The 13,470-nt window shown below is 37.9% G+C and carries 12 protein-coding genes; 6 read left to right on the top strand and 6 right to left on the bottom strand.

Annotated features, from left to right (window positions below):
- Positions 1 to 202 precede the first annotated feature (202 nt).
- The 3 genes from V7K53_RS02715 to V7K53_RS02705 form a co-directional block, all read right to left on the bottom strand.
- Positions 203 to 1,873, bottom strand: coding sequence for a phosphatidylglycerol lysyltransferase domain-containing protein (locus tag V7K53_RS02715; protein WP_335196119.1), 1,671 nt, complete (start codon positions 1,871 to 1,873; stop codon positions 203 to 205).
- Between the two features lie 58 nt (positions 1,874 to 1,931).
- Positions 1,932 to 2,840 carry an alpha/beta hydrolase gene (locus tag V7K53_RS02710; protein ID WP_335196118.1) on the bottom strand — a complete coding sequence of 303 codons (909 nt, stop codon included), beginning with the start codon at positions 2,838 to 2,840 and terminating at the stop codon, positions 1,932 to 1,934.
- Between the two features lie 146 nt (positions 2,841 to 2,986).
- Positions 2,987 to 3,955, bottom strand: a complete 969-nt coding sequence (locus V7K53_RS02705) for an alpha/beta hydrolase (RefSeq protein ID WP_335196117.1) — start codon at positions 3,953 to 3,955, stop codon at positions 2,987 to 2,989.
- A gap of 146 nt (positions 3,956 to 4,101) precedes the next feature.
- On the opposite strand from V7K53_RS02705, the gene V7K53_RS02700 reads away from it, so the two are divergent.
- Together V7K53_RS02700 and V7K53_RS02695 are read left to right on the top strand one after the other, a co-directional pair.
- Positions 4,102 to 5,034, top strand: a complete 933-nt coding sequence (locus V7K53_RS02700; protein ID WP_335196116.1) for a lysylphosphatidylglycerol synthase domain-containing protein — start codon at positions 4,102 to 4,104, stop codon at positions 5,032 to 5,034.
- 343 nt (positions 5,035 to 5,377) lie between these two features.
- Positions 5,378 to 5,767, top strand: coding sequence for an agenet domain-containing protein (locus tag V7K53_RS02695; RefSeq protein WP_335196115.1), 390 nt, complete (start codon positions 5,378 to 5,380; stop codon positions 5,765 to 5,767).
- Between the two features lie 140 nt (positions 5,768 to 5,907).
- Here V7K53_RS02695 and V7K53_RS02690 read toward each other — a convergent pair whose 3' ends face one another.
- Positions 5,908 to 6,033: a hypothetical protein gene (locus V7K53_RS02690; RefSeq protein ID WP_335196114.1), complete on the bottom strand. Its 126-nt coding sequence runs from the start codon at positions 6,031 to 6,033 to the stop codon at positions 5,908 to 5,910.
- Positions 6,034 to 6,382: 349 nt separating this feature from the next.
- On the opposite strand from V7K53_RS02690, the gene V7K53_RS02685 reads away from it, so the two are divergent.
- On the top strand, positions 6,383 to 6,979 hold the full coding sequence (locus V7K53_RS02685; RefSeq protein WP_335196113.1) for an NB-ARC domain-containing protein: 597 nt from the start codon (positions 6,383 to 6,385) through the stop codon (positions 6,977 to 6,979).
- Here V7K53_RS02685 and V7K53_RS02680 read toward each other — a convergent pair.
- Positions 6,937 to 7,209 carry a deaminase gene (locus V7K53_RS02680; protein WP_335196112.1) on the bottom strand — a complete coding sequence of 91 codons (273 nt, stop codon included), beginning with the start codon at positions 7,207 to 7,209 and terminating at the stop codon, positions 6,937 to 6,939. The two genes, V7K53_RS02685 and V7K53_RS02680, sit on opposite strands and share 43 nt — an antisense overlap.
- Before the next feature lie 72 nt (positions 7,210 to 7,281).
- Complete coding sequence (locus V7K53_RS02675) at positions 7,282 to 7,665, bottom strand: hypothetical protein (RefSeq protein WP_335196111.1); 384 nt, start codon at positions 7,663 to 7,665, stop codon at positions 7,282 to 7,284.
- Between the two features lie 1,106 nt (positions 7,666 to 8,771).
- Here V7K53_RS02675 and V7K53_RS02670 point away from each other — a divergent pair.
- From V7K53_RS02670 to V7K53_RS02660, 3 genes are all read left to right on the top strand, one after another.
- Positions 8,772 to 10,979, top strand: coding sequence for a GumC family protein (locus V7K53_RS02670; protein ID WP_335196110.1), 2,208 nt, complete (start codon positions 8,772 to 8,774; stop codon positions 10,977 to 10,979).
- Between the two features lie 70 nt (positions 10,980 to 11,049).
- Positions 11,050 to 12,003 (top strand): glycosyltransferase family 2 protein, encoded by a 954-nt coding sequence (locus V7K53_RS02665; RefSeq protein ID WP_335196109.1) that lies wholly within the window; start codon positions 11,050 to 11,052, stop codon positions 12,001 to 12,003.
- A 120-nt stretch (positions 12,004 to 12,123) separates the two neighbouring features.
- Entirely contained in the window at positions 12,124 to 13,446 is a 1,323-nt protein-coding gene (locus V7K53_RS02660; protein ID WP_335196108.1) for a flippase, read from the top strand.
- Positions 13,447 to 13,470 lie beyond the last annotated feature (24 nt).

Below are 13,470 nucleotides of genomic sequence, written 5' to 3'. Positions count from 1 at the left end.
TTTGAGTCTATTCGCTATGAACTTAGGCAAAACTGTACTTCGCGTTGCATACTTATCAAACATTCATACTTTTATAGTACAATTGTATCATATAAACACCAAGTTGTGTCGGCGTAGCCCCTAGTAGATATCGTTGTGCAATGAGGTGTTATGGTATAAAGCAATACTAGTCAAAAACATTGCGAATTTTTTGAGTCCACATTTAGGCTCCGGGTTTGAAATAATCGAAGAGGCGATCGCCTGAATCTGCGCGAATCAATGCTACAACTACATCTGGTAAAGCAGCTAAACTGGGGTAAACCAAATAACGCGGTTCCCAACGGGGGCGGAACTTGTCTTTGTAGGCGTGCAATCCTTTGAAGTTGTAGAAACGATTCAAATGCTCGTAAAGATAGCGCAATACTTTCTCCAAGCGGCGCGCTTCCGGGTTGTCTCCAACTCCCGCTAGGGCAGAAAGACCGAAATTAAAGCTGTCGTAGCCATTCTCTTTAAAATGCTGGAGCAGGGAAATAAATAGAAAGTCCATTGTGCCATTTTCAAGAGATGAGCGATGTCGCATCAGGTCAATAGTTGCTTCGTTAAGTTGGTACTCTTGGATAATGTTGGCAAAGGCGCTAATCTGACCTTCAGGATTATGCACCACAGCAATCTCGCATTCTCGCAGGTAAGCTTCCTCAAACCAACCCAAAGAAAATTGTTTTTCTGAACCTTGTACCATTTTCAACCATTCATCACTCACAGATTTGAGCCGATGCAATAAATCATTGGCGATGGGTGGTTGGTAAAAGTCGATTTGGTATCCTAGCTTAGTTAAACGACTGATTGATGGTCTAAAGTTTTTACCGGCTTTACCTTGTAACGTAAAACTTTTTAAGTCAACGATCGCTTCCTCTCCAATCTTAAGTACTTTAAACCCCAATGATTTGTAAAGCTCAACATCATCGGGCATAGTTTGGTAAAAGCCAGGATACCAGTCATTACGCTGACAAAACTGTTGGAAAGCAATAATTGTCTCTTTGCGGTCTTCAATCGGGCCGATGGGATCTCCTAATGCGATCGCACCCCGTCCTTTGGGAACATAAGCAATTACACTATTACCTGAAGGGCTGAAATAATAACTTTTATCATTTAAGAGTGTGAGCGCTGCTAAAGAAGAACATCCATATTGCTCGACAATTTCTTTAACTCTTCGTCGCTCGTTTGTAGTTGCTAGATTGCGCCAAAATACAGGTTGCAACAGCATTACCATTGCATAAGTAATAGTACCTGCGGCAATAATATAGATAGAATTAGCAAAAAATTCTCCAAATCGACTTTTTGGTTGCAGTCCCCAATTATCCTCGGTGAAGAACATCGCCAAAGTCTGAACTATCGCTTCCCGCCAATTAAAATTCTCTGAAAATTTGCCGTCTAACAAGTAAAATCCAATAGTTCCGTATGCCAGGGTAAATAATAAAGCGCCTATCAGTACTCTGACTCCCCGTGCAATGGAAGGACGGTCTGATTGCGCCGTGAAATAATGGCGCATCAAGATTAATTGCAGCAGTAAAACTCCAGAGAGTAGACTCTCTTCATAGTCCAGTCCCTTCAGCAAATGGCTGAAAATGGAAATTATTAGTAAACCAATGGTAAGTAACCAGGCTATTCTTTTCCGGCGTAATAAATTAGTAGCAAGTGTTAATAAAACAAACCCAGTCAATGCTGCGAATATATGACCGCTGGCGCGAATTTCAAATGGTAAAAATTCCTTTAACCAGTGAGTCCGCCCATACAGGTTAGGTGTCACTGCTGATAATAAATTTACTACTCCGACTAAACCTGTTAGGAAAACTGCACTCCAAAGTCCAATCTGAGTTTTTAAATTATTTGTCATTTTTCGTTAGTAGTTAGGAGTGAGGAGTTAGGAGTTAGAAGTTTTCAATTTTTAACTCTTAACTCCTAACTCCTAACTTTTTAAACTGTTCCCCTACATAGGAGAGTGAATCTTTAAGATGTTTGTGAAAGTAGTTCCAGCCTACATTAGCACCAGACAAACCATGACCTCCAGGAAATGCATAAAATACGTGAGCAATGCCTAATTTCTTTAAGGTTTCGTTGAAGGCTTTGGTAGAGGCTAGCAAATTAGGATCGTTCAAACCAGCATCTAGGTAAACACGCAATCGCTTTCTGTCTTTAACTGGTAACTGTTGCACAATTTGTTGAGGACTATTTTGTGAACCGCTGTCATCAGTAAAGTAACCGCTATGGCTAAACAAAATCTGAAAGTTGTTGAGATAGCGTAATCCGATATTAAATGCACCCCATCCTCCAGAAGATAGACCTCCCAGCGCCCAAAATTGAGGTTCTTCCAAAGTGCGGTAGCGCGACTTGACAACTTGTACTAATTCTGAACCAATTAAAGTCCCCATTTTGCCATTCGGCCCATCAAAGTAATCGGGGTCATATAAAGGACTAGAACCGCGATTATCATTACCATCAGGTGTAATCACAATCGATGGCGGTAATTTTCCACTTTGATAAAGTTCATGCAATACATCTAAGAGTGCATATTTATTAACATAAGCACGAGCATCATCATGACCACCGTGTAGTAAGAATATCACAGGGTAGCGCTTTTGAGGATTTTTGCTATAGCTAGAGGGCAAAATCACGCCGTAGTTACGAACTGCACCCATTGCTTGGGAGTTGAAGGTTGCTAATTGAAACTTTAGCCCAGTATTTGCCGTTTTTTTAGGTGGGTCTAGTTGTGGCGCACCTAAGATGAATACATAATAATAACCTATGCCAGTGAAGAGTGCGATCGCTCCTACTAAGCCAATTAAAAACTTAGAAATTTTCATACTCTTTTACAGCTAAAAAAACCACCTCCGTTAGAACTTACTATAATTAATCTGCTGAGAAATTGTAGTAGAGTTTTTCACATTAATGTTTAAATATCAACGGTTTTGAAAAGTAGTATTATCGATCGTAGATATTTTTAATTATTTTAATTACTTTTCTTGTTATTAATCTTTAAATTATCAGCCATATTTGCTCTTTCTGAAGCTCGAAATTGTTCGCCGACAAATGTTAAGGAGTTTGCTAAATGTTTCCGCCAGTATTGCCAAGTGTGACTGCCAGGAAACTCACGAAATGAATTATAAATTTTCAGTTGATTTAGTACTTTGCTAAATCGCTCGGCTTCCTTGATTTCATCAATATCTGATGTACCCGAATCCAGGTAAATTTTCAACCTTTTTTGAGCTTGTATGGGAATGGTTTTAATGTAAGATATTGGGCTATTTGCTGGGCCACTTTTATCATTAAAATAACCACTATGACTAAATAAAATCGAGAAACGATCCACGTTGTGCAATCCCACATTGATTGCTCCCCAACCACCAGAAGATAAACCACCTATCGCCCAAAAATCTGGATTATTTATTGTACGATAACGGCTTTGCACAACTTTTACTAACTCATCACCTACGGCTGTAGAGACTTTACCGTTAGGGCCATCGATATATTCGGGATCTCGGTAGGGACTAGAGCCGCGTTTGTCGTTGCCATCTGGTGTAATGATGATGCTGGGTGGCAACTTACCTGTAGTATAAAGTTGTTCTACTGTCTTGAGAGCTTGTCCCTTATTCTGAATAAACCAATCACTGGGATTACCATGTCCACCGTGGAGGAGAAAGATTACAGGATACCTTTGTTTGGGGTTTTGCTCATAGCCAGGAGGTAAAGAAACACCATAAGTGCGACTTGCACCCATTGCTTGACTATCGTAAGTTTCAATTTTGTAGGTTAGGAGAGTTTCTGAGTTGCTAGTATTGCGCTGGATTGGAACAACGGAAGGCGTTGTTTGTAAATCCTGCTGTTGCGGTGGTTTTGCGATGACACTTTGGGAGAAATTACAGCCAACAAGGGTTAATACTGAAAATAACAAGAGAATTTTAGATTGTTTGTAGTTCATCTTTTAAAGGTATTGGGCATGAGATAGTTAGTCGTTGCTTACCTTCAAAATTTTATGCAAATGATATGTCAATGCTGTGTCAGCAGAATGGAAACTTTACGACTGGTTGTAAATTAAAAGTCAAGGTTAGGATAAGTTTCTTCACTATGCTTAAAAAGCTGCAACTGAATTTCAGTTCTTTGTTTGGCTTGTTGCTGCTGGTACTTTCCCTGTTGGCGATCGCTAACGAATTACGTGAGTATAATTATCGTGATATCCTCAACTCTCTAGCTGCTATTTCCAAAAGTCGCGTAAGTTGGGCAATTTGGCTGACAGCTTTGGGCTATGTAGTGATGATTGGGTACGATATCTTAGGTTTTAACTATATTAATCGCTCTTTAAGTTGGAATAAGATAGCTTTCACGAACTTTATTAGCTCTGCATTTAGTAATACTATCGGTTTTGCTTTGCTGACTGGTAGTGCTATCCGTTATCGATTTTATGCTAGTTGGGGAGTGTCAGCAGTTGCGATCGCTCAAGTAATTGCTTTCGCCAATTTTACCTTTTGGTTGGGGATGTTTGCTGTTGCAGGTTTATTGTTCGTCATCAACCCACTGAAGATTCCCACTCAATTACATTTACCTTTTGCTACTGTGCGTCCAATTGGCGTAATTTTTCTGCTAGTAGTTGCGGCTTATTTACTAGGAAGTATTTTTATTAAACAACCATTAATAATTCGAGGACATGAATTTCGATTTCCTTCTTTTACAATATCTCTGGCTCAAATAGCAATTTCTAGTTTTGACTGGATTCTTGCAGCAGCAGTTCTTTATGCTTTACTTCCTAGCAATATATCTTTGTCATATCTAGATTTTTTGGGAATTTATTTACTAGCGATGTTTGCAGGTGTAGTTAGTAATGTCCCCGGTGGTTTGGGAGTATTTGAAACTATAATTTTGCTGATTCTCTCCTCAAAAGTTTCGTCGGCGGCAGTTTTAGGTTCAATGTTAGCTTATCGGGGAGTTTATTATTTCTTACCTTTGTTATTAGCAGCAGGTTTGCTCGGACTTTATGAAATTAGATTTAGAAAGGGGAATTAAAAAATAGAACTCTTGCATGAATCAAAAGCCCTCATTCCCCAACCCCTTCTCCCAAAATTGGGAGAAGGGGAGCAAATTTCAAAGTCCTCTCCCAAGCTTGGGAGAAGGATTTAGGGTGAGGGCTTTTGATGTCAAATTTGTAAAATCAGTAACTACTGTTATTTTTAAATGCGGAATCCTGCGGTGCTATCTTCATATTCGGCGGCAGAAATTCCTAATTTTTGCTGAGGCGATCGCTAAATAAATCCCACGAGAATAGTAACAGTTAGTTGCAAATTTTGAAGTAGATCTTCCAGAAATCATCATCAAAATTTGGTTTTACTGTTTGAGGATAGAAATAATCATGAAAAACAAAGTATTGTTTGGCGCTATATTCATGGCCACTTGGGTAGGAGCATTAATTCCTAGCGCTTTTGCTGCTTCACCTTGTTCTGTAGGACAAAAGGCTGAGGTTCTTTGGAAGGAAAGATGGTATCCAGCAACGGTACTTAAAGTTAATGATGAGAAATGCTATATTACCTACGATAGTTATGATAGTTCCTGGGATGAATGGGTTGGCACTACACGCTTTCGGGCATCATTTCAAGTTGGAGATGCAGTGAGAATTTTGTGGAAGGGGAAATGGTATGCAGGGCAGGTTTTAGAAGTTAGTAACGATCTTTATAAAATTACTTATGATGGCTACGGTAGCTCTTGGGATGAGTGGGTTGAACCTGCCAGAGTAAGCAGATAGAGAATATTTCACTTTTATAAGTTTAAAGGGACGATTTCACCTGTTGGAGTCGTCCCTTTATTTGTTTTATCAAAACAGAATTCAGAAGTCAGAAGTCAGAAGTCAGGAGTCAGAAATTATGTACAACTGCTAAGAGGCTTTTAAACTAAGAGCCATAAGTAAAATCTCTTATACTTTGGCAAACTTATGGAGCCAGTATCACTGACAGCAGGTGCGATCGCAACTTTGGTAATCACCAAAGCCTTTGAAAAAACTGGTGAAATCATCGGCTAAAAGGCTTGGAAAGAAGGCGAAAAGTTGTTAGTTCTGCTCAAACGCAAGGAACCTAGCACGGCAAAGGTTATCGAACAGGCTAAAACATAATCTTTAGATTATGGTCAAGCTTATCTCATTGGGCAGCAAGTAGAAAAAGCGGCAAAGAAAGATCCTGAAATTGCTCAAGCTGTGGAAGCTGTAGCTAATGAGGCACAACCTCAACTTACGAACACTATTAGTGAAAATTGGCAGGAGATAAATATTAAAGGTGGAACAAATACCATTTCCGGTAACACCTTAAACTTCTGACTACAGTCGCCCCCAGGGGAATCGATACTTTCTACTGAAATACCGCAAAATTTGCCCTTGAGTGGGGTGGTGGAGTTTGTCGGGCGTGAGGAAGAGTTGCAAAATCTTCACCAACTTTTGCAGGATAATAAACAAGTTGCCATTGCTGCGATCGCTGGTATGGGTGGAGTTGGTAAAACAGAACTCGCCCTACAATATGCCATCCAGCGCCGCGAAACATATAACGGTGGGCTTTGCTGGTTGCTACCAAAAACTGAGGATGTGGGCATTCAAGTTGTGCAGTTTGCCAGAACGCAGCTTGATTTAAAGCCGCCAGAAGATTTTGATATACTCGCCCAAGTGCAATACTGTTGGCGGCGTTGGCGTGAGGGTGATGTGCTGTTAGTGTTGGATGATGTCAGCGACTACGAGCAAGTTAAGCCTTACTTCCAGTCGCTACCTTCTCGGTTTAAAGTGTTGATGACTACACGCCAGAACTTGGGACGCATTGCAAAGTTATCTTTGGATGTGCTGCAACCAGAGGCGGCGCTGGAGTTATTAAAGTCTTTACTCAAAGAAACACCCGACATTGTGCATCCCTTAATTATGCAACGCCTTCTCGCTTATCAGCGATCGCTAAAGCACATGCAGGTAGGTGTACGTCCATGAAAAGAACAAGGTTCAAGAGTTACATACATTTTCAAGAAATTGAAAGCTTTGCCTTGAATCTGTTTAAGTGCATCAGCTTCAGCATGGTGTTTTTCTAGTGCTTGCGTGTATCCTTGAGCTACTATCTCTTGGCCATCTACGATCGCACAGCCTAATGGTGGATTCGGCAAACATTCCGGCACAGCTTTTCTGCTTTGAGCTAAAGCAGCCAGCATAAATATTTCATCCATATTTGAGCGTAAATTATCTAAATAAATCACACTACCAAGAATTAGCTATTTTTTGTTAAAAAAGTTCCCATATCAAAACTTAGTAACTGTCACACTAATACCAGAATCCAGTTTCGGGACCTTGAGATACTCAATTGGTTCAGTACTTTGAGTCTTGGTTGGCTCCTGACATTGCTTAAAAAAAGCGCTGGGGTTATTGATGAACTCAAGCGGGTTAATTTTTTGGCATCCTCGCTCCTGCATTAGCGAAATTGATTCAGCAGTTTGTTTTGAATTATTAGTCTGTCCGATAAAATTACTCCATGTAGTATTAATCGTAGCTGGTTCTGTCAATAAAACTCCGGCCCGATCGCGATCGCCTATTGTTATGGGAACATTCTCTTGGTTAGCATAGGCACTCTGACTAAGAGTGATTGCGCTAATCACAATGGCTAAAATAATAGAAGAGGATTTCATAATTCAATCTCTCAACATTTAATGTCAGTTTAATAATTACAATTCTCTAGATACAAAAACCAAGAAATAGCAGGCTAGCTTGAGTACTTCAGATTAACACAGGTAATAATAAATATAAGAAAATTTCATTAAAAATATAGTGAAATCTAGTAGAATGTGACGGAAGTTTGCCTACCTTGAACAAGTTGCTTGAGCTATTTGTCTGCTTCATTGAGATAGTAGCTGGATTTCCGCTGTTTTGTACTAGTCTGATGTAGACTAATTTCTCAATATAACTATGCTGTTATTTGATGCCCCTTATAGTAGGCCATGTTTAATTTAAGCTAGAGCCAATTTACTTACTAGCCGTCTATATCCACTTTTGTACTACATATATATTACAAAATTTAATGTATTTCTACATAAAGGCAAATTAAACTGATTGCGAGTCCTTATGGGTTCAATACTCAAATCATACAATTTTATGATGCCAGTCCCGTATTATTCCCAAAATTGACTATTATTTAAAGCAAGAATTAATTGATAATTAAAGTTTTGAAGTAGCTTATGTAAAGATTCATCCAGTCTTTATAGGTATCTGTTTTCACTGTCCAAAGACTATCTCTGAAGTGCTTCCATTGCTTATAGAATGGCACAATTGTTCTATTCCTTACCCTGAACGAATTAACTCCTCTTGTCTTTTCAAAATCATCAAACCGAGAGTGAATATATTAGTATATTGTATAAATTTTTTGTAAAGTTATATAATTCAGTGTTCTCACAGAATATGATAGTGATTGTTAGCTTACTAATCAATACTTGCATTAGTAGTAACACAAAATGAAATTAACCAAAATTAAGCCCCAAAAATGGAAAGCGACTAAATCAGGGATAAAATTGTAATTTATCCCGTTTTTGCTCTCATTAGAATATCAACCTAAGTTAAAATCGCGGCTTGCAAAACTATTAGTTAACTTCAGATATTGAAGAACCTCAGCAGGAAATTATTAGCTACAAATCAACGCAAATATTAATATCACAAGGTAAACTTAATTAGCACTGTAGTCCAAATTCTGAGAACAATCTGCTGTAAGTAAATAGTCTTTTTATAAAAGTTTACATATATTATGACGATGGAATCTTTACCAAATTTTGAAGAAGTAAATATTCAGAAATACTTAGAAGTTCTTCAACGGCGTTGGCTACCTCTAGTTGGAATTTTCGCCATATCTGTTAGCCTTGGATGCTTATATGCCTTTTCATTAAAACCTTCATACAAGGCAGAAGGAAGTTTGATGATTAAAACAAATCGCTCTTCCTCACTTACGGGCTTACCGGATGACATAGGACGCCTAGAAGCTTTGAATGTGAACGACAATCCCCTGGAAACTCAGGTGAGAGTTATTGGATCGAATCCAGTAATTGAGAAAACGATTAATTCCCTCAACCTTAAAGATAGTCAAGGTAAACTGCTCTCGATTCCCGATTTGGCAAAACAACTAAAAATAGAAGGAATTAAAGGCACTGATGTTGTACAACTTTCTTACAAAGGTGGCGATCCAGAACTAGCTGCCAAAATCGTTAATGAAGTTATTGACAGTTATATCGATCTAAATATCAAGGCTAATCAGAATGAAGCGCGGACAGCCAAACAAGTTCTTGTAACGGAAGTGCCTAAAGCTGAGGAAGTTGTCAGAAGAGCCGAATCAAAACTGCGGCTATTTAAAGAAACGAATAAAGTTGTTGTTCTAGAACAAGAAGCAGCCGCAGCAGTCGATACCATTTCTAAGTTAGGAAACCAAATTTCTCAAGCTTTAGCTCAACTAGATGATGTGAAGGGCCGTCTAGAACAGTTAAGCAGTGAAGCTCAGGTAGATTCACGGCAAGGGGTAATTGAATCTGAATTGAGTCAAGCACCTGGAGTTCAGAAAGTGCTTGCTGAACTCCAAGAAACAGAAAGCAAACTAGCAATAGAGCGTACCCGTTTTTCACCTGAACACCCTACAATTACTAACTTAGAAGAAAAAGTCTTAGCTCTTAAGAATTTGTTAAAAGAGCGGACAGGACAAGTAGCTGGTGGAGCGCAGATAACACAGGGAAGTTTACAGGTTGGACAACTGCGGCAAAGCCTAATTGCAGATATTACTCGTGCTCAGGCAGAACGGGTTGGTCTGGAGAGACAAATTGCCACACTCAAACAACAGCAAAATGCCTATATCAAACGAGCAAATAATTTGCCAAGGCTAGAACAAAGTCAACGAGAGCTAGAACGGAAACTGCAAGCAGCTCAAACGACTTACGAAACACTCTTAAAGAAACGCCAAGAGATTGATATTGCACAAAATCAAAAGATTCCTAATGCTCGTGTTATTTCCTATGCTTTAATCCCTGATAAAGCAGAAGGGCCTCGGAAAATGCTGTTTATTATTGGTGGAGCAGGAGTTGGTTTTTTCTTAGGTATCATTGTCGCCTTTACTTTAGACTTGATAGACCGCTCAGTGAAGACCGTCAAAGAAGCTAAAGAAGTCTTAAGATACAGTGTTTTGGGAGTGATTCCTACACAAAGTAGAAATGGTAGAGATCATTCTTCTATACCAGGACTGGATAGAGCTATTCCCAAAGTTATTGGCAGAGATATTCCTTATTTCCCTGTTGGTAATGCATATCAAATACTACAAGTGAACTTGAAGTTTCTCTGTTCTGATAAACCGCTAAAAAGCATTGTAATTACAAGTTCCGTTGCCAAAGAAGGAAAGTCTGACGTATCTGCAAATTTAGCTGTGACTATGGCTCAGGCGGGGCGTAGGGTGTTGTTGGTGGATGCAGATATGCGTCATCCCATACAGCATCATATCTGGGGGCTAACAAATACAATGGGACTAAGTAATATCATAATCAATCAAGCTTCTTTAGATACAGTTGTTAAGGAAGTAATGCCTAATTTAGAAGTTCTTACTTCTGGAGTTTTGCCTCCAAATCCAGTGGCAATGCTAGATTCTCAACGTATGGCGGCATTAATTAGTAACTTTGGGAGAGATTACGACTTTGTGATATTTGATACTCCTCCACTATCAGGAATAGCAGATGCCGCTGTTTTAAGCACTTTGACTGACGGTATCTTATTAGTCGTTCGTCCTGGAGTGGTTGACTTGAACAGTGCAAATGCAGCTAAAGAGTTTTTAACTCAGTCAGGTCAGAAGGTATTAGGGATAGTCATCAATGGTGTGAATACTAAAAACGAACCTAATAATTATTTTTATGACAATAAAAAACGACAAATCGAACAAGATTTAGTATCTTCTAGCAGTTTAACTAAATTTCGCAAAGAGCGTTAAGTTCTCTTATAAAATGTAAAAGCTACCATCACTACAACCATCTAAACCTAATTTTGTGACTGTAGGAATAATGGATAAAACTAAAATCAAAACTTCTTGCTTAATTAATAATTACAATTATGCTCCATTTCTCTCTGAAGCAATTGATAGCGCTTTAAATCAGACTGTTACATTTGATGAAATTATCATTGTTGATGATGCATCCACAGATAATTCGGCGGAAATTATCAAGAACTTTACTCAAGTAGCTAATGTTAAATCTATCTTGAAAGAACAAAATCAAGGACAATTATCATCTTTTAATGAAGGTTTTTTAGCTGCTACTGGTGACATTATATTTTTTTTAGATGCTGATGATATTTATGACCCTCAGTATTTAGAAAATGCCCTAAACTTTTACAATAGACGCAGTGAATGTGATTTTGTATTTTGTGCTTATAAAAAATTTGGAGCAGTAGAAGGGACATTTCAAGACGATGCAGTTGATTTAGATTTGGGTTATTCAGTAATTAGAACTTTATATAATGGTGAATGGATTGGTTCCATAACTTCAACATTATCAATACGTAGAGAAATAGTCCGAAAATTTTTACCTATTCCAAATTTAGAAGATTGGCGTGTAAGGGCTGATGACTGTTTAGTATGGGGAGCTTCTTTGGTGGGGGCTAAAAAGTTTTATATGTCTAAACCTTTAGTGATGTATAGAATACATGAAAATAACCAGTATCATAATAAGAACTTTTTAGATGTAGACAAAAACTATGAATACAAAAGATTCTGGAAACGCAATTCCCTGTTTAATTACATTCTGCAAAAAAATAATTTTAGCTCCCCATTATTCTTAGCATTTACATCTCTTAATGAGCTACAAACAATATCATGCCCAAAATATCAGGATTTTGTTAGTTATTTGAAAATAATATTTTTATTTGAGCATAGTTTTTATTGGAAAATCAAGGGTATTATTTTCTTGTTTAGCTATTTTTTGAAAATTTTGATTAGTGGTAAATTAAAAACCTTGTAAGCGCTCAAGAATGTGAGTTACTGAATAAATACACTTTATTTTGTATTTGAAAAAATGAAGAAGTTGCATGAGAGAGATTGATAAATATAAATAATTGCATGTGATTAATTCATAAAAAGAATGTTAAGCAAATTAAAAATTAAAAACTTATCGAAATTTAAATCTCGTTCTGGGCTGCGTGCAATTATTGCTAATACAGGTTGGTTATTTGCCGATCGCATTCTACGTATGGGTGCAAGCTTGATTGTAGGAGTATGGGTAGCACGTTATTTAGGAGTAAAACAGTATGGTCTATTTAACTATGCTTTAGCTTTTGTTGCCTTATTCAGCCCCATTTTTACTCTCGGACTAGATGACGTAGTAGTTCGCCATCTTGTTCGTCAATCATCAAACAAAGAGGAAATTTTAGGAACTACTTTTTGGCTAAAATTTTTGGGTGGAATTGCTTCTGTTTTATTAGCAGTTAGCACGATGTTTTTCTTAGGTGAGCATGAAACACTAAAGATATGGTTAGTTGCAATTTTAGGAATAGCAGGAGTTTTTAGGGCATCTGATACTATTGAACTATGGTTTCAATCACAGGTGCAGTCAAAATATACTGTAATCGCTAAAAACACGGCGTTTCTGCTAAATACTCTCATCAAAATCGCACTGATTTTAACAAAAGCACCGTTGCTAGCTTTTGCGTTGGTAACATTAGCAGAATTTGCAATGAGTGCAATTGGCTTACTAATTGTTTACCAAGTCAAAGGGTCTTCATTGTGGTTATGGCGTTGGAGCATTGCGGCTGCCAAAACTCTTCTGAAAGAGAGTTTACCTCTAATTTTTTCGGGGTTCGCCATCATGATTTTTATGAGAATAGATCAGGTGATGTTAGGTCAAATGATCGGAGATAGTGAAGTTGGTATTTATTCTGCGGCTGTACGTGTTTCTGAAATTTGGTATTTTATTCCGGGGGCTATTGTTTCTTCTGTTGCTCCAGCAATCTATGCCGCCAAGGAAAAATCAGAAAGTCTTTACTATCAGCGAATAGGACAATTACTCAGTCTTATGACATGTATATCTTTAGCAATTGCTCTTCCTATGTCCTTTTTATCTGACAAGATAATTATGGTGATGTTTGGAAGTGGATATGCAGAAGCAGGACCAATATTAGCAGTTCATATTTGGACTTCTTTGTTTGTATTTATGGGTCTTGCAACATCACCTTGGTTTATTGCTGAAGGTTTGAACCACGTTTCTTTAGGTAAGACTTTATTTGGAGCTATACTAAACATTATTCTCAATTTATTACTTATTCCTAAATATGCAGGACTTGGAGCTGCGATCGCAACAATAATATCTCAAGCTGCTGCTGCTTTTATATGTAACGCATTTGATTCAAGAACACAAAAGTTATTTAAAATTCAGATGCGATCGCTTATTCATTTTTACAAAAACTAATCGTTATTATTTAACTTTTATATG

Source organism: Nostoc sp., assembly GCF_036917355.1.
Classification (GTDB): domain Bacteria; phylum Cyanobacteriota; class Cyanobacteriia; order Cyanobacteriales; family Nostocaceae; genus Nostoc.
This window is presented reverse-complemented; position numbering and strand designations above follow the sequence as displayed.